General features: G+C 65.7%; 28 protein-coding genes. 22 read left to right on the forward strand and 6 right to left on the reverse strand.

Annotated elements, in window-relative coordinates:
- The first annotated feature begins 193 nt into the window (after positions 1-193).
- The 22 genes from ACFFJC_RS02725 (at position 194) to ACFFJC_RS02830 (ending at position 22,128) form a co-directional block, all read left to right on the forward strand.
- A complete protein-coding gene (locus ACFFJC_RS02725; protein WP_086485629.1) occupies positions 194-502 on the forward strand; it encodes a hypothetical protein in 309 nt (102 codons plus the stop codon).
- Positions 489-1,271 (forward strand): DsbC family protein, encoded by a 783-nt coding sequence (locus tag ACFFJC_RS02730; protein WP_160985502.1) that lies wholly within the window; start codon positions 489-491, stop codon positions 1,269-1,271. Before ACFFJC_RS02725 ends, ACFFJC_RS02730 begins: the two co-directional genes overlap by 14 nt.
- A 156-nt stretch (positions 1,272-1,427) precedes the next feature.
- Positions 1,428-1,745 (forward strand): hypothetical protein, encoded by a 318-nt coding sequence (locus tag ACFFJC_RS02735; protein WP_086485627.1) that lies wholly within the window; start codon positions 1,428-1,430, stop codon positions 1,743-1,745.
- A gap of 133 nt (positions 1,746-1,878) precedes the next feature.
- Positions 1,879-2,145, forward strand: coding sequence for a type IV conjugative transfer system protein TraL (locus tag ACFFJC_RS02740; RefSeq protein ID WP_086485626.1), 267 nt, complete (start codon positions 1,879-1,881; stop codon positions 2,143-2,145).
- 9 nt (positions 2,146-2,154) lie between these two features.
- Entirely contained in the window at positions 2,155-2,793 is a 639-nt protein-coding gene (locus ACFFJC_RS02745; protein ID WP_086485625.1) for a TraE/TraK family type IV conjugative transfer system protein, read from the forward strand.
- Positions 2,777-3,535: a type-F conjugative transfer system secretin TraK gene (locus tag ACFFJC_RS02750; protein ID WP_086485624.1), complete on the forward strand. Its 759-nt coding sequence runs from the start codon at positions 2,777-2,779 to the stop codon at positions 3,533-3,535. The genes ACFFJC_RS02745 and ACFFJC_RS02750 overlap by 17 nt, the downstream gene beginning before the upstream one ends.
- The gene (locus ACFFJC_RS02755; RefSeq protein WP_086485623.1) at positions 3,532-4,857 is read left to right on the forward strand and encodes a TraB/VirB10 family protein; all 1,326 of its coding nucleotides are present in this window, start codon (positions 3,532-3,534) and stop codon (positions 4,855-4,857) included. The genes ACFFJC_RS02750 and ACFFJC_RS02755 overlap by 4 nt, the downstream gene beginning before the upstream one ends.
- Before the next feature lie 35 nt (positions 4,858-4,892).
- A complete protein-coding gene (locus ACFFJC_RS02760) occupies positions 4,893-5,486 on the forward strand; it encodes a TraV family lipoprotein (RefSeq protein WP_086485622.1) in 594 nt (197 codons plus the stop codon).
- Positions 5,483-8,005, forward strand: coding sequence for a TraC family protein (locus ACFFJC_RS02765; protein WP_286866163.1), 2,523 nt, complete (start codon positions 5,483-5,485; stop codon positions 8,003-8,005). Before ACFFJC_RS02760 ends, ACFFJC_RS02765 begins: the two co-directional genes overlap by 4 nt.
- Complete coding sequence (locus tag ACFFJC_RS02770) at positions 8,002-8,328, forward strand: hypothetical protein (protein WP_086485620.1); 327 nt, start codon at positions 8,002-8,004, stop codon at positions 8,326-8,328. The genes ACFFJC_RS02765 and ACFFJC_RS02770 overlap by 4 nt, the downstream gene beginning before the upstream one ends.
- On the forward strand, positions 8,325-8,732 hold the full coding sequence (locus tag ACFFJC_RS02775) for a hypothetical protein (protein ID WP_086485619.1): 408 nt from the start codon (positions 8,325-8,327) through the stop codon (positions 8,730-8,732). The genes ACFFJC_RS02770 and ACFFJC_RS02775 overlap by 4 nt, the downstream gene beginning before the upstream one ends.
- Entirely contained in the window at positions 8,729-8,965 is a 237-nt protein-coding gene (locus ACFFJC_RS02780) for a hypothetical protein (protein WP_086485949.1), read from the forward strand. Before ACFFJC_RS02775 ends, ACFFJC_RS02780 begins: the two co-directional genes overlap by 4 nt.
- Positions 8,955-9,614 (forward strand): conjugal transfer protein TraW, encoded by a 660-nt coding sequence (locus ACFFJC_RS02785; RefSeq protein ID WP_254908046.1) that lies wholly within the window; start codon positions 8,955-8,957, stop codon positions 9,612-9,614. The genes ACFFJC_RS02780 and ACFFJC_RS02785 overlap by 11 nt, the downstream gene beginning before the upstream one ends.
- A complete protein-coding gene (locus ACFFJC_RS02790) occupies positions 9,611-10,627 on the forward strand; it encodes a TraU family protein (RefSeq protein WP_328278608.1) in 1,017 nt (338 codons plus the stop codon). Before ACFFJC_RS02785 ends, ACFFJC_RS02790 begins: the two co-directional genes overlap by 4 nt.
- Positions 10,628-10,946: 319 nt before the next feature.
- Entirely contained in the window at positions 10,947-12,884 is a 1,938-nt protein-coding gene (locus tag ACFFJC_RS02795) for a hypothetical protein (RefSeq protein ID WP_086485617.1), read from the forward strand.
- On the forward strand, positions 12,881-13,996 hold the full coding sequence (gene traN, locus ACFFJC_RS02800) for a conjugal transfer protein TraN (protein ID WP_086485616.1): 1,116 nt from the start codon (positions 12,881-12,883) through the stop codon (positions 13,994-13,996). The genes ACFFJC_RS02795 and traN overlap by 4 nt, the downstream gene beginning before the upstream one ends.
- On the forward strand, positions 13,968-14,846 hold the full coding sequence (locus ACFFJC_RS02805) for a type-F conjugative transfer system pilin assembly protein TrbC (RefSeq protein WP_086485615.1): 879 nt from the start codon (positions 13,968-13,970) through the stop codon (positions 14,844-14,846). Before traN ends, ACFFJC_RS02805 begins: the two co-directional genes overlap by 29 nt.
- On the forward strand, positions 14,818-15,417 hold the full coding sequence (locus tag ACFFJC_RS02810; RefSeq protein ID WP_086485614.1) for a S26 family signal peptidase: 600 nt from the start codon (positions 14,818-14,820) through the stop codon (positions 15,415-15,417). Before ACFFJC_RS02805 ends, ACFFJC_RS02810 begins: the two co-directional genes overlap by 29 nt.
- Positions 15,414-16,292 (forward strand): conjugal transfer protein TraF, encoded by an 879-nt coding sequence (locus tag ACFFJC_RS02815; RefSeq protein ID WP_140159567.1) that lies wholly within the window; start codon positions 15,414-15,416, stop codon positions 16,290-16,292. The genes ACFFJC_RS02810 and ACFFJC_RS02815 overlap by 4 nt, the downstream gene beginning before the upstream one ends.
- Entirely contained in the window at positions 16,289-16,873 is a 585-nt protein-coding gene (locus tag ACFFJC_RS02820) for a thioredoxin domain-containing protein (RefSeq protein WP_086485613.1), read from the forward strand. Before ACFFJC_RS02815 ends, ACFFJC_RS02820 begins: the two co-directional genes overlap by 4 nt.
- A gap of 45 nt (positions 16,874-16,918) precedes the next feature.
- Entirely contained in the window at positions 16,919-18,343 is a 1,425-nt protein-coding gene (locus tag ACFFJC_RS02825) for a conjugal transfer protein TraH (RefSeq protein WP_086485612.1), read from the forward strand.
- Positions 18,344-18,357: 14 nt separating this feature from the next.
- Positions 18,358-22,128, forward strand: a complete 3,771-nt coding sequence (locus tag ACFFJC_RS02830; RefSeq protein ID WP_086485611.1) for a conjugal transfer protein TraG N-terminal domain-containing protein — start codon at positions 18,358-18,360, stop codon at positions 22,126-22,128.
- Here the strand turns inward: ACFFJC_RS02830 and ACFFJC_RS02835 are convergent.
- The 6 genes from ACFFJC_RS02835 to ACFFJC_RS02860 form a co-directional block, all read right to left on the reverse strand.
- Positions 22,115-22,570, reverse strand: coding sequence for a hypothetical protein (locus ACFFJC_RS02835; RefSeq protein ID WP_048577673.1), 456 nt, complete (start codon positions 22,568-22,570; stop codon positions 22,115-22,117). The genes ACFFJC_RS02830 and ACFFJC_RS02835 overlap by 14 nt on opposite strands.
- Before the next feature lie 243 nt (positions 22,571-22,813).
- Complete coding sequence (locus ACFFJC_RS02840) at positions 22,814-23,341, reverse strand: hypothetical protein (protein WP_048577672.1); 528 nt, start codon at positions 23,339-23,341, stop codon at positions 22,814-22,816.
- Positions 23,338-23,583, reverse strand: a complete 246-nt coding sequence (locus ACFFJC_RS02845; protein ID WP_237449632.1) for a type II toxin-antitoxin system TacA family antitoxin — start codon at positions 23,581-23,583, stop codon at positions 23,338-23,340. The genes ACFFJC_RS02840 and ACFFJC_RS02845 overlap by 4 nt, the downstream gene beginning before the upstream one ends.
- A 267-nt stretch (positions 23,584-23,850) precedes the next feature.
- Positions 23,851-24,729: a LuxR family transcriptional regulator gene (locus ACFFJC_RS02850; protein ID WP_286866151.1), complete on the reverse strand. Its 879-nt coding sequence runs from the start codon at positions 24,727-24,729 to the stop codon at positions 23,851-23,853.
- A 117-nt stretch (positions 24,730-24,846) separates the two neighbouring features.
- On the reverse strand, positions 24,847-25,002 hold the full coding sequence (locus ACFFJC_RS02855; RefSeq protein ID WP_160985498.1) for a hypothetical protein: 156 nt from the start codon (positions 25,000-25,002) through the stop codon (positions 24,847-24,849).
- 194 nt (positions 25,003-25,196) lie between these two features.
- On the reverse strand, positions 25,197-26,129 hold the full coding sequence (locus tag ACFFJC_RS02860) for a 1-phosphofructokinase family hexose kinase (protein WP_048578303.1): 933 nt from the start codon (positions 26,127-26,129) through the stop codon (positions 25,197-25,199).
- Positions 26,130-26,252: the final 123 nt, after the last annotated feature.

Consider the following 26,252-nt stretch of genomic DNA (forward strand, 5'->3'; position numbering starts at 1 on the left):
GAAATAAAGCTATTTTCGAGCAATTCCGGCTAATTTCGAAGCTGGCGGCACTCAGCTGCCGGGGCCTGTTGCAATCGACTTCGAATCCCATCAGTCAAACCTCGTTCCGAACAACTCAAGTCGAATCGGGCCTGATACTTCGGATCGTTAAGTAACTTTAACCTTGGCGCGTTGCGCCGACATGGAGTCGTGCATGAAGCCGATTGCCAAAGCGATGACGGCTGCCCTGGGCGTCCTCGTCCTTACGACGACAGCCTGCGCGACGCCGGACAATCGCTCCCAGCGCCTCAGCTCCATGCCGGACGTGGGGCGGCATCGGACCATCGCCGCGACGGCGGACGGCTTTGTGATCCGCGCGGCGGCATCGGCCCCGGCGGAGAACGGCGGCCTGTCGGCCACGGCCCGTGAACACATCCCGGTAGGATCGGGCACGCATCTCGATGCGCGCCTGCTCTCACCTCCGGTTAGCGCCATTCAGGAGATTTCGCATGCGCATCCGTAAGCTCGGGCCAAAGATCGGGGCAGCAGCCCTCGCCCTGCCTCTGATCCTCGCTGCCCAAAGCGCCGCCTCGGCGCAGCAAGCCGATCCGCTCGCCGCGGCGGCGCGCGAAGCCGAGAGCGAACTGCGGCAGACCTTCACCAATCTCCAGTTCGAGGATTTCGGACCGGCGCCGGTCAAGGGTCCGATCTACCAGGCGAGCGCGGGTGGTCGCATCATCTACTACGCGCCCGAGAGCGAGCACCTGCTGTTCGCGGAGGTCTACGACCGCAACGGGCAGAATCTGACCGCGCTGGCGCAGAATTCCACTGCGGCGAGGAAGCTCGCCGCGATCGACACCAGCAAGGCCCTAGCTATCGGCCCCGAAGGCGCACCCGTCGTCCTCGAGTTCACTGATCCCGATTGCCCCTACTGCCGCGCGCTCGACCGCTTCTGGGCAGCAAAGGCCGCCGAGGGCAAGCCGGTGCGCCGCCTCATCTTCTTCGTCTCCGGCATCCATCCCGAGGCTGCCGCCAAGGCCGAGCATGTCCATTGCTCGCCCGACAAGGAAGCCGCGTTCAAGGCGATCTACGCCGGTGCCGCTCCCGCGCAGTTGCGCAAATGCGCGGAAGGCAAGGCGCGGGTCGAAGCCGACGCCGGCGTCGTGCGCAGCGTCGGGATCACCGGCACGCCGACGCTGATCGCGGAAGGCAAGATCATCTCCGGCTTCCGGCAGGCCGAGATCGAGGAGTTCCTCGCCGGGACGAAGGCGCTCGCCAATGCCGGGCGCTGACCACGTCCCGATCCCTGGTGCGGCGATCACCGCGCCAGCCCCATGCCGGCGGCGAGACCCGAGACGGGCCGTCCAGCCTCGCCGCCGGCCGACAGCGATCCCCATCGATGCCGGCAAGCAGATCCCGGAGCGGCCCATCTTCACAGGAGCAAATGCATGTTGAGGACCATCGGTCGGCAGACCGTCTCGCTCGCCAATGTCGGCATCCCTTTGACCGCGCTCGCGCTGCTCGGCGCCGGTGGGGCTCACGCCTTCTCCGCGCCGGCCGCGGGTGACCTCGGCTACGACATCTACGATATCGTCGTGAACCAGGGCGTCAAAGGCCCGCTCGGCTTCGTCGGCGGCGTCGCCGCCTTCCTGTTCGGCGTGAGCAGGCTGTTCTCGAACATCATGATCGGCATCCCGACGATCGTCGCGGCGGTCTGCCTGATCAAGGCGGACTCGATCCTCCAGACCTTCGGGATGGTCATCTGACGGTTCGGTCCGTGGTCCGCCCACGCGGACCGCGGGCCTCAACGGGCCAGCGCGCACAGGCGCGATGGCGAGACAGCCCACGAAGTTCAACCGGCTTCGGAAGGGAGGTCACGACGCAAGGAGGAGAAGGCTCATGAACGAGCGGCTACCCCAATATCTGCACAAGCCGGTCCAGATCCTGTGGTTCGGATCGGACGAATTCGTGCTGGTGATCACCGTCATCTTCGTCGCCGTAGTCCTCGGCGGGATGCTCGGTTGGGCGCTCGTTGCGGGTCTTCTCCTTTTCGTCCCCTGGCTTCGCACCAAGCCGCGCGGGTTCATCCCGCACATGGCCTGGCGCTGGGGCCTCGTCAGCTTTCGCAACTATCCGGGTCCGACGCAGACCCGCTTCTTCGAGTGAGTCCAAGCGATGTTCGGACGCAAATCCCCCGACGCGCCTCCACGCGACCCCCTGCTCGGCAAGCCCGCAAGCTTCGGCATGCACCGCTACCTGCAGGGCGCGAGCAACCTGTTCGAGGAGAACCGGCTGCTGAAGCTCGCCGTGATCGGCCTGTTCGGCATTACCGCCGTGCTCGGCACGCTCATCTACACCTCGAACCAGAACACCCGCACCGTGGTCGTGCCGTTCGGCAGCGGCGGCGACCTCTATGTGACCGGCAGCGAGCCGTCCGAGGCATACCTGCGCACGATTACGCGCAACGTGGTGTCGCTGTCGGGCACCTATTCGGCTTACTCGGCGGACCGGCAGTTCCAGGAGCTGCTCTCGATCGTCCACCCCTCGACCTACAATAGCGTGCGCGACAGTCTCAACCGCCTGCTCGACGAGCTGGCCGACAATCCGACACTCTCGATCGCGACTTATATCCGCCCCGATCAGCCGGTGACCTGGACCAGGACCGAGATCCTCGTTCCCGTCGAAAAGGTGCGCGTGATCGGCGGCGTGATCCGCAAGTTCCGGGGCAATCTGCGGATCCGATACGTGATCGACAACGGCCGCTTCTGGCTGACCGCCCTCAATGAGGAGAAGTTTGATGCACAGCCCCGCTAAGCGGCTGCTGGCGCTCGGCCTCGCCCTGATGCCGCTGCCCGTCATGGCGCAGACCATCGTCGCGCTGCCCGACCAGACCAGCACGATCCGCCTGTCCAACCGCGACATCAATCATGTGATCTGCGCGGGCGGCGAGATCGAGGACGTCAAGTTCTCCGCCGAGAAGGCGATCGCCGTCGAAAAAGCCGGACGCGACGCGTGGATCAAGTTTCTCGTCCGCGAGATCGACGACGCCGGTGCGGTGACGCGGACTTTCGTGACGGTCCCGTCCGAATTCTTCATCACCTGCAACGGCGCGGTCTTTGCGCTTTACGCCGAACCATCCGACATTCCGGCGCAGACGGTGACGTTGCAGCCGGGGGGCGCCCAGCGCGCGCAGGCGAACGAGGAACTGCTCGGACCGCTGGTCGAGGAAGAACGCGCGGTCTCGATCACGCTCTCGATGCTCCAGGACCGGATACCGGCGAGCTTCACCAGCGTCGCACCGCGCTCGGGCCCGCTCCGCCTGGGGCTGCTCCCCGATGCCAGCATCGAGGAACGGCGCCGCATTGAGGTCGACGGCTCGGGCCTCTCGGCCTCGGAGTATCTGGTGTCGGTGGCGAGCGACACGCTGCTCGACGAACGCAGCTTCCTCGACAGCGCGCTCGGCGCCAATATCTTCGCGGTCACGCTCGACCGCGGCACTCTGTCGGCGGGCGAGACGGCCCGGCTGATCGTCGTGCGCCGGGGAACCATACAATGAGCCCCGCCGGTCCCAATGATCGCAGCCCCGGCAATCGCGGCGGTCGCGGTGATCGCACGCTTCAGGACCGGGACGGCGAACTCGACCTCGACGGTTTTCAGGAGGAACGCGTTCGTCCCGACCTCGCCTCGCGCGGTCCGGCATTGCTCGATCTCAAGGCGCGCTGGCAGACGCTGAGCGCGCGCCAGCAGCTGCGCTTGAAGCAGCTCGGCGTCGCCGGCGTGATCGGCGCGCTGGGGCTCGGCCTCTATTCGGCGAGCGGCGACAAGGCCGAGGAAGCCGCCGCGCCGCCGAGTTCGCATCTCGACATGGGTGCGGGACTTCGCGGCGACAGCCTCGAGATCAAGCTGCGCGGCGACCTGAAGAAGATCCTCGACGGTCAGACGCTGCTCGGCGAGCGCGTGACCGCGATCGAGGAAGGCAAGATCGTGCCTGGGACCGGCACGGCGGGCGCGATCGACGGCGACCTGCCGCCGGCGATCCCCGGCGCGGTTCCCGACTTTCCCGAACCGCCCGCGACCGGCGACATCGATCCATCGGCGTCCGCTCCTCCGGCGCCTCCCGCGGCCCCGCCCGCACCCCCTGCTCCGCCGGTCGAAAAGACAGTGGGCGCGATCGGCGCGGCGACCGCGCCGGTCGGCGGCGGAGATGCGGCAGCGGGCGCTAAAAAAAAGGCCCGGACGATCTATTTGCCGCCTGGTTTCATGAAGGCGCGGCTGCTGACCGGGATCGACGCGCTGGCGAGCCGGGACGCGACCAACAATCCCGAGCCGCTGATCGCGCGTGTCCAGGCGCCTGCCGTGCTGCCCAATGACGTCAAGGCCAACCTCTCCGGCTGCTTCGTCATCGGCAACGCCACCGGCAGCCTCGCCAAGGAGCGGGTCGAAGTCCAGCTGGTCTCGCTGTCCTGCGTCGACTTCGACGAACGCTCGGTGGTCGATCAGCCGATCAAGGGCTTCTTCGTCGATGCCGACGGCAAGAAGGGCCTCTCCGGCAAGGTCGTCACCCGTGCCGGCGCGGCGCTGGCCCGCTCCTTTATCGCGGGCACCATCACCGGAGTCGCGCAGACGGTCGAGAACACGGTCGGCAATGTCTCGACCTCGGCGCTGGGCTCGGTCCGCACGCTGGATGCGGGCGACGCGGCGCAGGCGGGCATCGCCGGCGGCCTGTCGCGCTCGTCGGACAAGCTGACAGACTTCTATCTCGATCTCGCGCGCCAGGCCGGCCCCATCGTCGAGGTCGGCGCGGCCAAGGATGTCGTCGTCGTCATCCAGGAAGGCGTCAGCCTCGAAATCAAGCCCACCGCGGGGAGCAAATTCTGATGCGCCCGCCAGCAAACACCAGGGGAGTACGTCCCATGTTTCATCGTCCGCGAGGCCGCGCGATCCGGGCCGCTGCATTGATCCTCACGCTTCCCTTGCTCGGCGGCTGCGCGACGCTGGGATCGGTGATGTCGCCCTACAGCGAGAAGTTCAGCTGCAAGAACGACGATCATGGCCAGTGCATCCATCCCGACAAGGCCTATGCCGACGCCGTGGCTGGCGTGGCGTCGAAGTCCGATCCGGCCGTCACCAACGACAGGAAGCTGCTGAAGGACGGCAAGCCCGCGCGCGGTTCCGGCAAGGCAGGCACCGCAAAGACAGGGTCGGGCGCGTTCGCGGGCTATCGTGACTCCGTATATCGCGAACTGCAGGGCCTGATCGAGCAGCCAGTCACGCCGATGCTGAAGCCCCCGCGCACGGTACGCACCCTGATCCTGCCCTATGCCGATCGGCAGCGGCCCGACCGGCTCTACATGCCGCGCTATGTCTATTCTTTGGTCGAGCGCCCGCAATGGGTTGTGGGCGACTATCTGGTCACGCCCGTATCTCCGGCATCGCGCGCGAACGTGCTCGAACAGGTCAGGGATCGTGCCGACGACGGCCAGAACGACACGGGACCGCGGCCATGACCAGCTACCAATCGGGCATGACGCTCGCGCGGCTGCGCCGCAGCGTCGAGCGCGACAGCTATTCCGACTATCTGCCGCTCGCCGCCTGGGTCGAGGAAGAGCAGGCCTTCCTCACCATCGACGATGGCTGGGGCTACGCCTGGGAGCTGGTTCCCACCGCCTATTTGTTCGCGCATGTGCATGAGGCGTTGCTGGGGCTCCTCAATGTCAACTTTCCCGAAGGGACGATCCTCCAGCTTCAGAGCTTCGCCGATCCGCTGGTCGAAGGCGCTCTCGATGCCTTTCTCGATCTCAAGACGCGCCCCGATCCGCTGATCCAGGCATCGGCGCGGCGGACCTTCGACTATCTCCAGGCGGGAACCATGGGGCTGAAAGCGCTCCACGGCATCCCGGTCCGCAATTTCCGCACTTTCCTCTCGGTCAAGGCCAGGGCGCCGATGGACAGCGATCTGCGCCGGCAGATCGAGGAGCAATTATCCAAGCTCGGTATCCGGCCGATGGGGGCGGGCGAGATCGTTAGTTTCTATCGCCGCATCTTCAACGGCGTCCATGCCGCCGCGCCCGGCGTGTTCACCCAGACCGCCGATGTCCCCTTGCGCCGCCAGATTATCGACGCGGGACCGGCGCTGCGTTTCGACGGACCGGAAGTGTTTCTCGGCAACCAGGTGGCGCGCTGCCTGACCCCCAAGTCGCCGCCCAAGCGGATTACCGCCGAGCGCGCCAATCGCCTGACCGGCGGCATGCGCGGCTCGGCCGAGGACAGCGACCAGATCGGCGGGCCGTTCCTCTTCACCCTGAACGTGTTGTTCGACCATTCGCAATTCGAGATCCACAAGCGCGCGCAGATCCTCTCGGCGCAGAAGGCCGCGGGCAGCTTCGCGGTCGAGGTCGGCAAGCAGATCGAGGAGATTTCGTGGATCCTGGACGAAGTGGGCAACAGCCGCTTCGTCTCGGTGATCCCGACGCTCTGGGTGTTCGGCCGCGATCGTCACCAGGCCCGCGAGATGGCGGCGCGCGCCAAACGCCTCTGGGAGAGCGAGCCGCTGCCCTGGATGGTGCAGGAGGAAAGCTACCTCAATCCGATCCTGCTCGCCGCGAGCCTGCCGTTCGGTCTCTATCCCGAGCGCCGCACGGTCCGCATGCTTCAGCGCGATTTCCGCGTGCCGGTGCGCGCGGGCGTGCTGATGTCGCCGATCCAGACCGATTTCCGGGGCGGCGGCCGGCCGGCGCTGCTCTACACGGGCCGCAAGGGTCAGCTTATCACGCTCGACCTCTTCGATCCTCGGATCAACAATTACAACTTCATCGTCTCGGCCGAGTCCGGCGCGGGCAAGAGCTTCCTGCTCAACAACCTCTGCCAGCAATATTTCGCGCAGAACGCGCTCATCCGCATCATCGACATCGGGGGCTCCTACCGCAAGCTCTGCTCGCTCTGCTCGGGCCGCTACATCGACCTCGGCGAAGAGCATCTCGTCCTCAATCCCTTCGATCTGGGCTTGGCCCTCGACGGCGACGATCGCGAATCCGCGATCAGCATGGCCGTGTCGATCGTCGCGGAAATGGCCAATGCCGCGACCCGCAAGGGCGTCACCACCTCGGAATGGAACCTGCTCAAGTCCGCGGTGCAATGGGCGATCGACAGCGGGCGGGCCGAAGCCGGGATCGACGCGGTGCGCGAATGGCTGGGAGCCTATCCCGCCAACACCGCCTCCGATCTCGACCGCGTGGACCATCTGGTGCCGACCGCGCGCGAGCTCGCCTTCAACCTGCGCGATTTCGGTTCGGACGGGGCTTACGGCCACTATTTCAACGGGCCTTCGACCTTCGACATTTCGAGCGACGAATTCGTCGTGCTCGAACTCGAGCGCCTGAAGGCCATGCCCGACCTGTTCAACGTCGTGATCATGGTCGTGGTCAACGCCGTCACCCAGGAACTCTACCTGTCGGCGCGTGACCGGCCCCGCTTCGTGCTCTGCGATGAAGCCGCGCAGTTCATGACGCGCAGCGACGGGCAGGATCTGTCACGGCTCGCCGAGGCATTTTCCCAGGGGTATCGCCGCGCCCGCAAATATCGCGGCAGTTTCGGCATTGTCCTCCAGAGCATGAACGACCTCATGCTGTTCGGCGGCACCGGCCAGGTCATCCTCGAGAACGCCGCCACCCGCTTCCTGCTGCAGGGCTCGACCTACGACAAGGCGGTCGAGAACAAGATCCTCGACTATTCGGGTTTCGTTCTCGATCTCCTGAAATCGGTCCGCAATAACAAGCCCAACTACAGCGAGGTGTTCGTCGACTCGCCGCTCGGGCTCGGCATTGCACGCCTCGTCGTCGATCCCTTCTCCTACTGGATCAACACCTCGGCGCCCGAAGATGTCGCGGCCTTCGAGGCGCTGGTGCGCCGAGGCCGATCGCCGCTCGAGGCGGTCTGCGATCTTGCCGGCGTCGATCCCGCCGAGGTCCTCGGAAACGCGGGCCAGACGGACAGCGCCGTCGCATTCAAGCGGGGTGCGCGGTCATGAGCCGGCGTTTTGCCTCCCCCGACCAGCTGCCGCTCCGGCTCGTCGAGAACGGCGACAATGACCTCGAACGGATCGTCGAGGCGCGCGTGGCGAAGCGCGCCGAGGCCGATGCGCTGCGCTGGCGGTTCCGCCTCGTCGTCATCGAAACGGTGATGATCGCATCGCTGGTGCTCGTCGCCGGGCTGGTTCTCGAGCAGCCGACCGGACTCGTCCTGCGCAGCGCTGCGCTGGTCGGCGCTGGCTGCTTCCTGACCGGATTGCTGATGATCGCGCTGACCGGTGCCGTGAGCCGGTTGCTCGCGAAATTGCGGAGGCCTCGATGATCCTCGACCCGCTCCCGCCCCAAGACACCAATCCCCTGGCGGCCGTTCAGCGCCGGCCCGACGAAACGCTGCACGCCTACCTGCTCCGCTGCCAGGAGGAACTGAGCGGCCGGATCCAGCTGCTCGCGGCGGTCCGCGATGCCTATATCCAGATCCTGGGCATGGAGCGCATCCGCTGGCGGCGGTGCAAGCTCCTGCTGGCGTTCACCGGGCCGGTGATCGCCAGTCTGGCCTATGCGGGCCTTGCTTGCTGTGCAGCCACGGACAGCGTTCCCGCGCCGCTCATGGCCGCCCTGATCGCCTGTGCCGGGCTCGCCGGCGCGGCGCTGGCGCTCGCCGTCGCGCACATTCTCGATCGGCTTCCCGATTGGATGGCCGCGCGAAGGTCACGGAGATGGCGATGAACGGCATCTTCTCCGCCTCGCCCTGTCCGTCCTCGATCCGCCTGCTGGTCGGCACGCATCTGCTGCTGATCGTGCAGTCGGGGCTGGTGCTGTGGTCGGCCCCGGACCTCGGCGGCAACCAGGCGCTCATCTGGCTGACCCTCGTGCTCGGCCTCTCGGCGTTCATCTGTGCGGTCTGCGGCGAAAGCCGCACGCCGCCCGTGCCGTGGAGGGAGCGCCGCCGTGGCCGATGATCGCACCCGCCAGCGCTGGCCCATCGTCGCCTTCCAGTCCGCGACGATCGCCGGGCTCCTGGCCCGCGCGGTGCTGATCGCGTCGTCCGCCCGTGCCGACACCTCGACCATCGGCCGCACCTGGCCGATCGCCGAGCCCGACGCGATGGCCGAGATCGAGGCCCGCGCCGCGCAGCAGCCGCCCGATATCAGGGCGAAGTTCGGCCCGCGTTCGGCATGGAGCGCGCTCAAGGGTGCGACTCTCGCCACCGCGCGCGAGAATCGTGTGCGCCATGTCGTGCCTTTCTACACGCTCGACCAGGAAATCCGTCTGCCCGACGGCAAGCTGCTCTATCCCAAGGGCTTCACCTTCAACCCGCTGACCTATGTCTCGCTGCCGCAGCGCCTCGTCATCGTTCACCCCCGCGATCTCGCCTGGGCGCTGAAGACGGCGACGCTTACCGACTGGATCGTCCTGACCGGCGGCGGCGATCCAAAAGACGATGCCCTGTCGCTCGGCGAACGCCACAGCCGCGCGCTGTTCATGCTCGAGGAACGAGTGAAGGACCGGCTCGGCCTCACGGTCGCGCCCGTCATTGTGCGGCAGGTCGGACAAAAGCTCGAACTCACCGAAGTCAACCTGTCAGCCAAGGGAGGGCGAGGCCAATGACCCGCCTTGCATCCGCTCTGCGCGTCGGAGCCGCCGCGATCCTGCTGTCGCTGCTCGCGCCCACCACGCCCGCGCATGCTTCCAAATGCCCTTCGGACACGGTGTTCAATCCGATCACCAAGGTCAGGTGGAATTGCATCTTCCCGATCACCATCGGCGGCGTGCGCGTCGGCAGCTACGACAAGCTCGACAAGGCGCTCGACGCGCAGTCGGCGTCCAAGCCGCTCTGCGCCTGCCGCAAGGGCGCGACCTTCTGGTTCGGGGTCAAGGTCAGCTTCTGGACACCCAACCGCATGGTTGACGTCGTCACCGAGCCCGGCTGCATGATGGCGCTCGGCGTCGACCTCCTGCCGACCGGCGGCAAGCTCCAGGGCAGCCAGTCGTCGATCTCCGACGGGACCAACACCACCAAGCTGTTTGCGCAGGCGCATTACTACATCGCGCCGGTCTGGAAGATGCTCGACATGTTCACCGACCTGCCGTGCATCGAGGATGACGGCTTCGATGTCGCGATGATCACCGAGGTTCTGCCGACCTGGCAGTCGGGCACGCTCGGCGCGATCATCCAGCCCGAGGGCATCCTGTTCGGCAATCCGGCAGCAGGCCTTGCCTGCATGGCCGACAGCGCCGCCGCCGCCGCGGGCAAGACCATCGATCCCCTGTTCTGGTGCATGGGGTCGTGGGGCGCGACCTATCCGGTTGCCGGCGACATCCATATGGGCGACCGGGTCGAGGCCTGGGCCGGGCTGGCGGCGCGCACGACATTCATGATGGGGCGCCTGGGCGCACTCACCATCCATTCCGAGGACGGCTGCTCGTTCAAGGCTCAGCCGATTTGGACCAAGAGCCGCTACAAGCTCCAGATCATGGAGCCCGTCAAGGGCGGCAAGTGCGTCAACATCGGCCGGCCCGGCGCGCTCTGGACCAGCGGCAAGCATGCGCCGGGCAAGGACAACGCCCAGTTCATGCTCTTCGAAAAAGCGATCTGCTGCGCGGGGATTTCCACGCCATGAGCCGGTCGCTTCCCCCATCCCGCGCATCCGGCACGGGCGGTTGTCCCGCTCGTCACGGAAGGCTCCCCACCGTGAGCGGGCGCGCGGACGGAGCGGCGGCGGTGCCCCCTGCCGCCGTCGCTCCACCTATGGTCAGCGCGGCCGAATGCCCCCCATCGTGGGCGGCAGGCCCCCCTCATGCCGCGCCGGTGGCGGCCGCGCTGACCACCTTCGAGGGCCAGGCCGTCTTCCGGATACTCTCGCCCGGATCCAGCGCATTCCGCGCGGGAGACGTGTTCCGGTTCCGGCGCGGTTCACGCGGCACGCGGGCGAGGCAGCCATGAAAGTGCGCTGTCTCCTCCTGCTGGCGGCGACCGCCACTCTACCAATGTCGGCCTCGGCGCAGACAGTCGAGGATCGCGCCCGCGCCGCCGCCGAGGCCTCGCGCGCGAAGACGTCCGACAGCGATGCGATCCAGGAGAACTATCTGACGCCGGGCCTTGCCGGGCAGCCGATCACGACCGTCGACAACAGCAAGACGTTCAACCCGAATATCGCGTGCCAGAAGACGGCGACGCTGCTCGAACTGCTCGCGCAGCCTGCCGGAACGGGGGACATCGGGACGCTCCGCATTTCGCGCGACAAGGATCTCGACGGCAGCGTCGACCAGACATTGACCTTGCCCGTGCCGGTGTCCGGCATCTGCGCCAACGGCATTGTTTCCTGCCAGCCCGGCACCTGGAACCAGTGCAAGACGTTCAAATGGGATGTCGCCTCGAGCGGCGACCTCAAGCTCACCGAGGTCGGGTTGACCGATCTCGCCGGCTGCTACTGCATCAACAACAGCTGCGGCGCGAACCTGGTCTGGGGCAATATGGCCTCGGTGCTGAAGGACCTGGGTGGCGGGGTGATCGGCGCGCTCACCACCGCCGATCCGCGCGTCGGCGTCGCGCAGGCCGCGATCGACGGCCCGGTGATCCGCTATACCGGCGCGCAAAGCACCGCCTGCACGCCCAATCCGTCGCTGCCCCAGACCGCCTATCGCGCCAATCCGACCGCGATCCAGGGTGACGCCTCTGCGGCGTCGACTTCGAGCAGCATCTTCCAGGCGCTCAAGGCCTCGCCCGCTGGCGTCGGCAAGGCGGATCAGGTGAGGCTCTGCACGATCGAGCGGGAAGTGACGCTGGCGCCGGCGATCTATGACGACATCATCAGCGTTTCCGGACAAGTCCAGTCGGTCACGAGCTGCGGAACCGACTGCCGGCGCTACCGGATTGGCGGCAACGGCAATTGCTCGGCCGCACCGCCCATATTCACGGCGACGTTCCAGGTTCTGAGGCCAGACGGCCTCGTCTCTGCCCGCATCGTCCGGCAAGACGCCAATGACTGGCTGCAATCACGCGTCAACGGCGAGGTCGTCGGCTATGCCGGCAAGCGGCCGTGGCTGGGCGACGCCCTGCCTTCGGGCGACTGCAACGTCGATGCCGAAACGGTCAACCTGACGCCGATCGATCTCACCGAACGGTTCCGCGCTGGAACGGCGGCGCTCGGCGTGCGCGTGCGCGGCGGCGGTGACGGCCGTTGGGGCTGGGTCGATATCGAGGTCCGGGTCGATGCGAGCTGCGGTGTCTCCGAACGCCTCGTCGATCTCTGCTCGGGCTATGCCGCCGATTCCGCCTGCCGCCTCGATGGCGAGACCGTCGACGGCGTGCAGACCGTCAGGAACGGCGTCGGCACCGGCCTCACGCCGCTACCGCAAACGCGCCTGTTCGGCAATGGGATCTGCACGATCCGGCTGACCCGCGATTTCTTCAAGCGCGAGCGCCGCTACAAATGCGCCGTCGATCTCGGCTCGCCGACGCCGCCCGATCTCAGCCGCGGCGCCTATATCATCGACCATTCGACCGAGGCGCTGCTCGCCGACCGGGTGAAGACCGCCGATGACGGCTATACGACGTCGTCGCGTCCCTTCGCGCTACCCGATCGCGGTACGGTCCCGGCCTGCGAGCCGGTCTGCAAGACACGCGCGCCCAAGGCTAATGACGGCGTGGCATTGGATGGCGTCGTCAGCTCCAAACAGAACGCGCCCACGGGTTGGGACACATTCTACTACGCTTGCAAGACCGGCAGCGCGGGCGGTGACATCTGCCCCGCCGGTCCGGGCGAAGAGATCGTCTCGGCCTGCGGCTGTCTCGACGATTTTCCCGAAGCAGTCGTGATGATGCAGACTGTCCGTCTCGGCGGCGCCGATCTCGTCTGCACCGGAGAAGTGCGATGATCTGGCGTCCTCTCCTCTGGCCGACGCAGGTTGCCCTGATCGCGCTCGCCATCTGCGGGTTTCTACTCGCCGGTCAGTTCGCTCCGGCGCAGGCGCAGCAACCTGTCTGCGCGGTCGACCTCGACGGCAATGGCGATGCCGGCGATCCCGGCGAGGTCGTGAGCTGCTCGGCCATGGCCGACGACGCCTGGCTTTGCCCGACCCAGCAGACGATGTGCGTCGCCGATGCGCAGGGCGCCTATAGCTGCCCGCTCGGATCGCAACATCAATGCCTGACCCCCGTGGGCGGCGGCACGCCGATGTGCTCGCCCAATGCCTGCACCGGCAGCGACGGGACGGGAATCGAGGACGATCCCGTTGTCGATGATCCGGGCGCGCCCGCTGACGGTGCGGTCGATGCCGAAGGCCATTGCCTCGGCAACATCGAGATCTTTGCAGGCCGGGCGACCCGCTGCCGACCCGCTGGTCTCAGAACCACCTTTTCGAACTGCTGCAAGGACAGAGGCAAGATCGTCAAGGACGGCATGGGCGGATCGATCTCGTCGATCGGCACCAAGATCGCGGTCGCCAAGGGCGTGTTCACCGGCATGAAGGCCGCCTATGGCGCGTTCAAGGCCGGCGCGACCGCGGGCCAGGCCGCGACGTCGGGCGCGAACGCCATCATCGCGGGCATCGATCCGACGTCGATCGCGATCAGCCTGGCGATCAACTTCATGATGGATTTCCTGCTCTCGGGCTGTGACCAGCAGGACATGGAAGTCGGCATGCTCCGGGGTTCGGGCATGTGTCATGAAGTGGGGACTTATTGCAGCTCTAGGATTCTCGGCATCTGCGTGCAGAAGTCGAAGGGCCATTGCTGCTTCAACACCAAACTTGGTCGCATCATCCAGGAACAGGGCCGGCCCCAACTCAAGAGCTTCAACCGCGTCGGATGGGGCACGCCCAAGAATCCCTACTGCCGCGGCTTCACGCCGGAGGAATTCCAGGCTCTGGATTTCTCCAAAATGGACCTTTCCGAATATTATTCCGAGATCGAGGCCCGCGCCCAGGCCGACATCCAGATCGACATGAAGGACAAGATCGATGCCTATATGCAGGTTATCGGCCAATAGCGCGCGCCCTCTGGCCATCGTGATGGCGATGCTGATTTCCGCCTCCGCGCTCGCGCAGGACACGCCGCGCCCGGACAATGCGCGCGATCGCGCCGCAGCCGAAGGCGATGCCGCGCTTGACCGGCTCGAACGCGCCACGGCGGCGCGTAAGCAGGAAGCGCAAACGCGCGGTCCGACCGCGCTACCCACGCCATCGGAAGAAACCCGCCGCCGCGCCTTCGATGGCTTGCGCAAGCGCGCACCATCGCCCGCCATGGATGCACGCGCTCGGGCGGCGCTCGACAAGGGCAAGGATGCCATGGCCGCCGAGCGCGAAGCGATGGCGCGGCGTTTGGGTCACGCGCTCGGGCTCGAGGCGCCCGACATGGAAGCGGTCTTCGGCGTCGCCGCGCCGCCGAGCGCCAAAGGCTGGGTGCCGGTCCTGTTCGTCTCGTCGTCCATGCCGGTAACGACGCTGCGGACCTATGCCGCACAACTCGAGAAGGCGCGCGGCATCCTCGCCTTTCGCGGCATGCCGGGCGGCCTCACCAGGGTCGCCCCGATGGCGAAGCTCTCGGCCGAGATATTGCGGCATGATCCCGGCTGCGAAGGTCCGGCCTGTGCGATGCGTGACGTGCAGCTGATCGTCGATCCGCTGATCTTCCGCCAGCATGGCGTCGCCCGTGTTCCCGCGCTGGCCATGGTCCCGGGCGATCCGGCGCTGCCTTACTGCGAACGCGAGGACGAGAGCCCGCGCGCCGTCCATGTCGTCTACGGCGACGCGGCGCTCTCCGGACTTCTCGAAGAATATGGCCGTCTCGGCGGCAAGCAGGAGGTGCGCGATGCTGAAGCTCGCCTTCGCTGCTGCTAAATCGGCCTGGGTGGGACTCAAGGCTCTGCCGCTGAAAGCGGCGGTGGCGCTCGGCAGTTCCGGGCTCGGCCAGCCACCGCGCCCCAGGCAGCTCTGGAAAGCGTTCGGGATCGTGCTGCCGATCGGGCTGCTGACCTGGTGGGCGATCCCGCAGGCGACGATCGTGATGAGCCCGTCGATCGATGCATGGGCAGTCCGCAATGCGCCGGGGCCGATCGGGCGCGGCGATTTCGTGTCGTTCACGCTGTCGCACCCGCTCGCCGGCCCCAAGCCCGTCCAGGTGACCAAGATGGCGCTGTGCCTGCCCGGTGATCGCATCGACTGGATCGAGAAGCCCTCGCCGATGCATCCGGGCGAATGGGATGGCTGGTATTATTGCAACGAGACCCTGCTCGCAGTGAGCAAGCCTTTCGGCCATAACGGTCAGCGTCTCGAGCACTGGCGGCCGATGATCAGGACCATTCCGGCGGGCATGGTCTATGTCGGCTCGAGCCATGCGAGCGGGTTCGACAGCCGCTATTACGGCCCGGTCGCGATCGCGCGGCTCCGGCGCATGGAAAAGCTGCTGTGAGCCGGGTCCGCCTTGCCCTCGCCGCGGCGCTGCTGCTGGCCCCGTCGTCCGCGCTGGCCCAGGGGTCGGGCGATGGCCGCACCGGCTATTGGTGGTATCAGCCGCCGCCGAAGCCGGCAGAGGGGGAGCCCGATCCTGACGCGCTGGTGAAGCCGGCCATCCCGCCGATGGCGGAGCTCGCCACCTGGACGCCGCCGAAGATCAGGAAGCTGATCGAGCAGCAACGCGACTACGCCGCGACGGTGCTGACGGTCGATGCGGTCGCGGATTTCTGGCGCTTGCAGGATTTCGCGAGGCGCAAGGCGCGCGCCTTCGCGGGAGTCACCCAGATCGCCATGCTCCAGAATCCCGAACTCAGCGCGAAGTCCGCCAATCCGATGGTCGGCGAGGCCCGCGACCAGCTTTCCGCGCAAAAGGATCAGGTCCGCCGCCAGTATCTGCGCGGCCGCGCCAATGAGTTCGCGCTGGTCATGTTTTCACGCTCGACCTGCGGCTATTGCCGCGTCCAGTGGCCGATCGTCCAGCGCTTCCAGGAGGAGATGGGCTGGCAGGTCACCCTGATGGACATCGACCGCAGGCCCGAGCTGGCCCAGCGTTTCGGGGTCGAGATCACGCCGACGACGATGGTCATTCGCCGAAACAGCCAGCAACGCATGGTGATCGCGAGCGGGGTCGAGGCTTATCCCACTCTCATTCAGACGGCCTATCAGGCGGTGCGGCTGCTCGCGGGCGATATCCGGCCCGAACAGTTCCTGACCGGGGCCGGCGAAGAGGACGGCTTTTTCGATGCCCTCTCGGCCGGGCCGGTGTCCGCCACCGATCCCCGCGCGCTCGGCGGCGATCTGGTCGGCGCGAGCCTGGAGCCGCAGCGGTGAAGCGGCTCGTGGCCTCGGCGCTGGCCGGCCTGCTCGTGGGCGCTGTCCCGGCGTCGGCGCAGGCTCCGACCCGCGAACAGGCGATGCGCGCGGCGATCCATCCCGTCGCGACCGAAGCCGAGATGCGCGGATGGCTCGCCCGCGTGCCGGTGACGCGCGACTGGCCACCCGATTTCGCGGGAACCATGAAAGGCCAGGGACCGGCCTTCATCGTCGAGATGAGCACGGCACCGGGCTGCATTCCCTGCGCGGACCTGTGGACCAGGCTCGGTGCGCTCGGACAACGCTATGGCTGGAAGGTCCGCACGATCGGATCGCAGGAAGCGATGCTGCGATCCGGACGGCTCGGCTTGCCCTGGGTCGGCCATCCCGTCGCGTGGGTGCGCCCGGTGTCGGACGCCAACCGCATCATTCCGGTCGCCATCGGCACCGATCACGAACCGAACCTCGCACGCAATCTCTATCTCGCCGCCAAGATGCTGACCGGTGTGAAACCGTCGGTCGGCGTGCGCGGCATGTCCAAATTCACCGGGATCGTGGGCGTAGCCTCACCTCCCTCATCCAACCGGGCGAGGAACTGACATGGGGAGCCGGATCCTCGCCCCCTCCCACGAAGGTTGCTTGTCATGGCTACCCTGCGCCGCCGCCTGACCCTGCTCGCGCTGCCTCTCCTCACCACCCTCGCCACAACCTCTCCCGCTTCCGCGCAAAGCTGGGCGGAGTCATGGTTCGACAATGTGACCTACACGTCGCCGGGCAGCTTCGAGGATCAGACCCGCGGCTACATCACCGCGGGCGGCATGTCGGGCCGGGTCGACGTTCACAACGACTATCTGATGAGCGTGACGCTGCCGAAGATCAGGGCGGGCTGCGGCGGTATCGACATGTTCCTTGGCGGCATGTCGTTCCTCGATCCCGACTATCTCGTGCAAAAGCTTGAAAGCATCCTGCAGGCCGCGCCGGCGGTCGCCTTCCAGTATCTGCTCGAAACGCTCGATGAGAAGATGGGCAACATCATCTCGAAGATGGAAGCCGCCACCAACTTCCTGAACTCGATCCAGGTCAACGACTGCCGCCTCGCCAACCGCATGGTCCAGATCGCCAAGGGCGACGACAATATGAGCGGCATCATCGAGGAGATGACCGGCTACAAGTCAGTCCGTGAAGGCTTCTCGAAAAGCTATCAGCAGAGCCGCGAGAAGATTCAGGCCAACCAGGGCAACCCGACCGAGGACTTGAAGGACGCGCTCGAGAACTGCCCTGCCGAAGTGACCGAGATCTTCAAGACCGGCTCGCTGCTGGCCCATGCCGCGGCGCGGGTCGGCGCGTCTGAATGGGCGGGAGTCATGCGTGCCCGCGTTGGCGACGTCTATATGCGCTGGGACGCTATGGACCGCGTGCCGTTGTTCAGCGCGATTCCATCGTGTCCGCGCCAGGATACCGAAAGCGTCGACGATTTCCTGACAGGCCGGGTCCAGACCCGGGCCATCGCCGTGCCGCCCACATCGGCAGACTGCTCGGTCGATGGCAGCGGCAAGGGCGCGCTGATCCTCGCGCGCGGCCGGATGGAGTCGATCGCGGTGAAGATCCGGACGCGCGCGGCGTTGACGCCCGAGGAGCGCCAGTTCGTCGCCAATGTCCGCACCCTGCCGATCTACCGCCTGCTGGAATGGGGCGTGCGGCAGGGCATGGTCGACAGCGTGATCGGCGATACCGATGAGCTGGTCGCACTGACGCTCGCCTATCAGATGCTCAACGATCTGACGCGCAGCATCGATTTCGCCGTGTCCAACGCCGAGCGCGGCGCGAGCGCGGCGGGCGCAAGCGACGCGGGCAATGCCAAGGTCTGCCAGACTCGTATCCTCTCCAAGGGGATCGAGCAGCTCGGGGGCCTTCGAGACGAAGTGCTGCGCCAGCGCGCGCAGATGCGTCAGTCCTATATGGCCGCGCTCAACCAGGCGAACCTCTCGGCGAACTATGCCGGCGTCGTTCGCCAGCGCGACCGTGATGCGCGCGACGCCGCCGGCGCCGCCGCTAACCGCAACCGCTGAGCGAGGGCCGCGCCATGATCCGTATCCTTCGCGCCCTGTCGGTCCTGATCGCTCTCTTCGCGGCGACGCCCGCGCTCGCGATCGACACCAGCTTCCATACCTATGACGGCTTTGCGGAGACCGTGGACGCCTTCCGCCTGGTGTCGATGATCTTCGGCGATCCGCGCTACGAGACGCTGGTGCTGATCGTTGCGGTGGTCGGCATCGGTCTCGGCGTGCTGCTCGCCAGCATCCGTGGCTCGGGCATGGGGTTGGTCGGGTTCGGTTTCCAGATGCTGATCGGCGTCGGCCTGTTCGTCGGCATGGTCGCGACCACGGGCACCGTCCATGTCTATGACCGCGTCCGCAACGCCTATCAGCCGGTGGGCGATGTACCCAATCTCATCGTGCTCGTGGCGGGCGTCACCAACATGATGGAGCGCGCGCTCGCCGAGGTGATCGACGACAATACGACCGATCCCCACGCCAAGCTCGAGTTCGGCGCGGGCGGCCACACGTTCGATCTCTTCCTCAATGCGGCATCCCCGCGCGGCCCGATGACCGACACCTTCCTCGATGCGACGATCAAGGATTATGTGCGTCAATGCTATCCGGTGGCACGTGTCTCGCCCGCCTACGGCGTTGACGACGACATGCTGTTCCGAACCGCGACCGATCTGCCCGCGGCCTTCGCAGGCATGGCGGGACCGGCAACCTTCAGCACGGTGTTCACCTCCACCGACAAGGGCGGCACGACGGTGAGCTGCACCGAAGCCTGGGAGCATATCTCGACCCGGCTTTCCGAGCCCGCGCTGTTCGACAATTATGTCGCGCAGGTCTGCACGCGCACCGGATACGACATCGCCAATGCCACCCAGCTTCAGCGCTGCCGCGCCAATATCGGCGAACTCGGCCAGATGATGATGGATGCTCCCCAGTCGCTCCAGCAGTTCCTGACGAACGTGATGCTCGGCAGCACCGTCGGCGACGTGCTGTTCGAGGACAGTCCGGCAACCGCCGCGCGCGTCATGGCCAATCGCGCGGTGGTTTCATCCGGCCTCGCCACCATGTCGACGGCCAATGAATGGATGCCCACGATCCGGGCCACGGTCTTCGGAATCATGCTGTTCATGATGCCGATCGCGCTGCTGTTCATCCTGACCCCGATCAACCTGCGCGTGGCCTCCTTCGCGCTCGGCCTGTTCGTGTTCGTCGCGCTATGGGGCGTGATCGATGCCGGGATCTATCAGCTCACGCTCGGCCGGGCGACCGATGTGCTGGCCGAGATGCGCGCGAACAATGTCGCGGCCAACGCCTGGATGCTCGCGCCATCGTCCGCGATGAAGGCGCTCGCCATCTTCGGCAGCTTCCGCACGGCTGCGGCGGGGCTTGCCGGCGCCTTCGTGTTCACGGTGTTCCGCTTCTCGGGCAATGTGTTCACCTCGTTCACCAGCGGAGCCCTCGGTGTCCAGGGCCAGGGCACCGCGGCCGCCGCGCCGCTCGCGACCAGTGAGGGCTATGCCGGTGCGCTCGAGGCGCAAGCCACGGCGGCCGGCACCATGGCGCGGCGCGGTGCCGCGTCGAACTTCGGGGACTTCGGGGAGCGCTCGACCTTCGGGGCCAATCGCGCGTTCGGCGCCGCAAGCCGCGTGCTCGCTGAGCATGGCGGCGGAGCGAACGGCACGGCCGCCTTCGGCATGGGCAAGCTCGACGCCGCACGCGAGCTCGGCGGGCTCTCGCCTGCCCTCACTGGACGCAGCCTGACCGATCCCGAGACCGTTCGTGCCGTGCGCGACAATGCAGCGACGACAGCAATCCACAACTTCGCAGAGAAGGATGCGCTGCGCACGCTCGGCACGGGCTATTTCGGGCAAGGCCAGGCGGGCGAAAGCGCGTTCGCCGCCTTTACGCAACGGATGGTCCAGTGGAAGGCGTTCGGCGATACGCGCGCCTACGACATGATGATGTCCGGCGCGCAGCGGCACTTCGAGCGGAACGGCTATGACCAGAAGGACGCGGCGCTGAAGGCCTCGACGGTGATCGCGCAGGCGTCGGCCGATCCGACCTTCGCCAAGCTCATCGCCAACACCTTCGATCAGGAGCAGATGCTGAGGAACGACCTAACCGCCGCCCAGGTCCAGGTCGGGGCGATGGAAGGCCGGCGCGATTTCGCGGGCGACAATGTGGCGCGGATCGAGCGCGGCAATGTCGCGACCGAACAGGCCCATCGCACCGGCAGCAATGAGGGCCAGCGCAATGCCGCATCGATGCTCGGCCTCGGCGTGCAGGAAACCTCGCGCCGCATCGCCTTCATCAATGCGCTCTCGGGCGAAGCCCGCTCCTCCGCCATCACCCAACTCTCGCGCTCAACGGGGCGCAACGAGGCGCAGGTCATGCGCGCGCTCGAAACCTATAATGCCGCCGTGCAGGTCGGCACCGCCGACGGCGCTACCGCCGAGGCGGCGCGCGAGGGGACCAGCGTCTATGGGCGCACGCGCGAGGCGGCTGGCTACGATTTCGCCGAGCGGTCGGGCAAACTCGATGCGCAGCGCGAGGTCGGCCACGATGGCACGCGGTCGGCCGCTCGGATCGGCGAACAGCGACGGCAAGCCGACAATGCCGGGTTCGCAGAGGGCGCGGCGGCCGCGGGCATGTCGGTCCGGCAGGCGGCGCGGCTCGACAGCTTCATCCGCACCTTGAGCCAGGGCGCTGGTAATCAGGTCGATATGGCCGAAGGCGGCGCGGCCGGGATCGCCGATCGCGCGCGCAACGAGCGCCTGACCCGCATTGTCGACAATGAGCGCCTGACCCGCATGCAGCAACTGCTGGGCGAGCATGGCGTGCAGATGTCCAAGCGCCAGATCGCCATGGCGCAAAATGGTGACCTGAGCCTCAATCTGACGCCGGAGACCGCAGCGCAGATGTGGCGCGGTGGTCTGATCAACGAGAGCCAGCTCGGTGCGATCGCCAATGGCGGGCGTGCGCGATTTTCGTTCGCCGACAACGATGTGCTGGTATCGAGCTCGGTCGGGTTCCAACAGTCGGCGCGCAACGACACCAGTACGCGTTTCGAGGCGGGCAAACAGGCCGGGCCCGACACGATCGAGCATTTCCTGAGCAGCGGCGAACAGGGCCAGGCCATGATGCAGAACTGGCTGCGCGGCGGGTTCGAGATGGACCGGCACGGCAACTGGCGGCTCAATCCGCAGGTAGCAGATACGCTCACCAGGGACGTCCAGGCGATCATCGCGCAGACCGGATGGCAGCGGGGGCTGTCGCGCTCGGCGCAGGATCAGGTCACGATTGGTACGTCTGTCGGTGCTCATGTCGGAGGGAGTATCGACTCTCAGGAATCCGAAGCTATTGGCGGCCGCGGACAACCGGCCGGCAAGGGACAGCAATCGAGCCAAACGCCGACCACCCAGAAGGGCCGTTCCACCTCGGGACGTGTCGGCGGAAGTCTGGGGTTCGAGAGCCGTGATGTTGGCATTTCAACGGAGAATGCTCAGTCGAGCCTGGATATCGTGAACTACGACGTTCGAGAGGCAATTGCTGCCGCCGAACGTGCCGCGGCCCGGTCCAGCGATCCGGCTGCAACCTTCTCCCGCGAACTGTCAGATCGCATCCTTGGCCCGGATGGCATGCGTAACCGCTACCTTCAGGACGCGGATTCCGGGCGCGCGACATTCGACGTTACTGGCCCTCTCACATCGGTTGAACAGAACGCGGTTCTGAAGGGCGGGAGATTCTCCACGGACATCGAGGGCAGCCCGGGCGATGGCGACAGCAGCTTCAAAAAACGCTGATACGAGCGCCATTGTTAGGGCTTATCGGATTGCCGATGTATAGCGCCCCGGAGCGCGGATCGTGGATATCGCTGCCGGCTCGGATATCTTCCATAGCGCGATCATGCTCTTCCCACAGACGGGCAATTCTAGCCCGCGCCTCATCGGATATAGGATCGCCCTCGCCCTGCGGCGCAAATGCCGTCAGCCAATCCTGCGCGTAACCGACACCCAGCGCCAGGAGCGCAGTCATCGGGAAGAAAAGCACATTGAGAAAACCGGCAGGCGCGCTGTCGTAGAAGGCCTCCAGCGGCGCGATCTTCGTGGACGCCGCCATGCCGATCCACCAGACCGGGATCGTGGCCCACCACGCCTTTGCATACCACGGACGCCACAGCCAATCGGCTAGCCTCAGCCGCGGCGCTGCAGGATCGGTTGGGGGCATGTCGGCTGCGGTATTCATCGATAGTTCCTCGCAGCCGACTATAGCAGAGATCTTGTCATTGTTCCATCATTCATAGCCGGTTTCGTGCGGCAAATCGCACTGGAACACTGGTTTGACCCCGCTGATTCTGTTCTCTGCAAGCCGATCTGGAGCGCGCCTCAGCCTTCGGGTTCCGATGTGGATATGGTCGCGCGAGTGACCCCGGTGTGGAGCTCACGTCGAAGACAAACGACATTGCACGGCGCATCGCGCCCTGAACGCCTAGAACTGGCCTGCAGCTCTCAATTCACGTTCGAGTGTCGCAAAGGGCAATATGAGCGTCAGCGGTTTGTCGTGCAGCGGAATAGCGCCGTAGCCGGCATACCAGTCCGCGGCGCGCTCGTTTTTGGCGTCGATGATCAGCATAACCCCGCCGACCTCGGTCGCGACGCGAATGCATCTGCGCCCGATCGCGCCCAGGAGCTGACCCCCGAGCCCTTGCCCCTGCACACGCAGATCCGTTGCTAGCCGCGCGAGCCGGAAGCCCGGCACCTCATGCCTGGCGAGTCCTCGCCTCGCCAGTTCTGGCGTATCCGCATGATCCATGCTGCCCGGAGCGATGCTGTAAAAGCCGAGAACCGTCTTGCTGTCGGTGTCGTCGATGGCGAGGAACGTCTTCGCCCCGCCTGCCTCGTGGCTTTGCCGCGCATAACGCTGCAAGTAGACGTTCAGATCATTGTCGCCGCAGTCGAATGAAGTCCGGTCATGCGCTTTCGAAATCGCTTCCTCGTGCCATGAAGGAAGCGTCATGCCAACTTCGGCATCGCGGCGATGGCAGCGCGCAGTTTCGCATTCACCGGCGGCGGGTTCTCGAGCAGATCAAGAACGAGCAGGCTGTCTCTCTCGCTCAGTTTCGTCCGCTCCGACTCTTCGATCACGTTCTCGGCCTCGCGCAGCGCCGAACGTGTGACAAAGGTCGTGAGATCGGTATGCTTGAGCGCAGCCGCCCGGGCAAGCAAAGCCTTTTGCTCCGGCCGAATCCGCAGGCTCATGCGTCTGTTGTCTTCCACTACTGCTCGCGGCATTGTGTGCCTCCACTCGTACAGCTTCAATTGGTACACCCTTCCGCTGCCGTTCGTCAAGCAGTGTACGCTTTGAAAGAGCACCGGGGCGCTTGGGGGCGTTAACGCGCTTCCCCACTCACCACCTTTCCGATTCTACTCCACCGCCTCAACCAACCTCCACCCTTCCGCGCTGCTCGCCGCAAAATGGTCCAAGCCGTATCTGGCGCATCGTCCGCTCCCGCAACGCGATGTGAGCTATCCACGCTCCGGCTTGTCGTCGGCGCTCTCGGGCACCTTGCTATCCCTGTCCTGGCCATCACGGATGACCTGAGCATCGATGATCGCGCGCGCGACCAGCTCCGAGCGCCTGAAGACGCCGTAGCGTTGCTTCGCTCTCGTTATGAAATACCGAACCGTGGTTTGGGCGATCCCGAGGATCTGGCCGATCTCCCAATCGGTCTTGCCGAGCGCGATCAGCGCCGTGCATTCTGCCTCGCGGCGCGTAAGCCGGGGAACATTGCGGTCGTGCATGGCGTGATGGAGATAGAGGCCCGCCCTGAACGCGAAGCCGGCGATGATCTGGAGCGTGGTCATCAGCGATGGCGTGATCTCGATCGGTTCCGGGCGGGCGAAGGTGCATGACGCGTAGGACTCGCTCGGGATGTGTAGCGGCACGGTGACGCCGTGAACGATCCCGTAGCGCCCCGCTTCCTTGAAAAGGGCATGCTGGTGATCGGCAAGCTCGACGACGTTGCTGATCTCCTCCCAGCCGAACGGCCGATCGAGAAGCTGGCTCACTTCATAGACCGGGTCGATAACATAATAGTGGTTTGCGATGTAGGATTGGACGAACTTCGCCGGATAGTTGGTGACTACCATCGAGCACTCGACCAGCCGCGGCAGACCGCCGTGTTGGACCAGCGCGATATAGGGAAAGCCCATTTGCCTGGCGGCATCAGCCAGTCCGTCGCGCAGTGCGTCGGTCGACGATGCCATGTTGAGACGGGATAGCGCTTCAAGCAGGCGGGGTCCGACATACACGGGTTTCTCCTCCTCGCCGGCGCAGATCTTCGTCCAGTCGCAGGCTTCCGCTCCGACCAGACTAGGCGGAAACTTCTCGAAGAAGGGACGCATCTGCGGTTGTCTTAGCGTCTTGCGGACGACAACTTTTCTGATCGCGTGAGCTTGAAAAGCAATTTTTAGCCGAATCGAGGCCGGTCGTGCTAATATTCATAAAGGATGGATCCTTTGCTAGATTTGAGGGGCCTGCTGCTGCTCCAGAGCGGCCGTGATTATGGCGGCCTGCATGTGCGGCAGAAAAAGCAGTATCCTCGCCGCCTCTGGATGAGCAATCGGGAAGGGCGCGCGGACGTTCATGTTCGCCCCGTTGGGAGTATTGTCGGTCATCATTCAGTCTCTTTGGCGTAAGAGGTTGACTGACCGACCGGCCTTTTTCCAGCAATGCGGGATTCTACGCACCAGGGTCTGTTGCGCGCCGCCTAGCGCTATCGCCGTCGCAACCAGGCTCGCGATCGAACTAGCGTCGAGCTTGCGCATGATTCGGGCGCGATGAATCTCAGATGGCCGATTTGCCGCAACACTCAGGGTATTGGCGTAACCTGCTGGTATAGGTGCTGGATATTGTCTGGTCTGGCGAGATCGTGACCCGGGCTCATCACGGCGGCAGCGCCAGCAGCAATTCCGAAGCGGAACGCTTCGGCCGTATCCCAGCCGATCGAGATCGCAAAGAGCATGGCGGAGAGGAAACTGTCACCGGCGCCAACCGCACTTTTCGCCTCTATGGAGGCGGCCGGCAGAAAAAGCTGTCCGGTGGCAGTGGCAAGGATTGCGCCGTCATGGCCCATGGTCACGGCGACATGCGCGGCTTGTCCCGATCGAACGATTTCCATTGCGGCATTGGCGATCTCGTCGGGTGTCGCGAGTTTCTGGCCGGTGAATTGCCGCAACTCGCCGATGCTGGGTTTTACGAGAAAGATGCGGCCTTCCTGAAGGCCACCCTTGAGACCGGGCCCTGAACTGTCGAGCACAACCGGGATATTGCGTCGGTGCATCAGCGCCGCGACCTGACCGTAGAAGTCACCGGGCATACCCCGGGGTAGCGAACCGCTTAGGACCATGAATTTGCACTGCGCGTTTTCAAGCTGGGCAAGACACGCCTGCCATTCGACAGGCTGGATTGTCGGGCCGGGCGGGACGAAGCGGAATTCCTTGCCGCTTTCGATCTCCAGCACGGCAGATGCAACGCGGGTGTGGCCCGCGATGGTGATGCGATTGCGAACAAGCTGATGAAGGTCGAGCAGGCCGTCGAGCGCATCGCCCGTTGCGCCACCCGCCATATAATAGTTTCGAGCATTGCCGCCGAGGCGGACGAAGACCCGGGCGACGTTGATGCCGCCACCGCCTGGGCTGTAAAACTCGGATTTTGTCCGCATCTTGCGCGTGTGGAACATGCGATCGACTTCGTAGGCGACGTCGATCGTGGGGTTCAGCGTCAGGGTGGCAATGTTCGTCATTCTGCCATTGAGCGGGCCGGCCGCATTCCGGTCTATCCGCAATATCCCCAATTCAACCGGCCCATATTCGCGGATGTGATCGAGGATCGACGACGTCGCGGTCAGCGCGATGTGCTCGGCCAG

Source organism: Novosphingobium soli, assembly GCF_042432915.1.
GTDB classification, from domain to species: domain Bacteria; phylum Pseudomonadota; class Alphaproteobacteria; order Sphingomonadales; family Sphingomonadaceae; genus Novosphingobium; species Novosphingobium soli.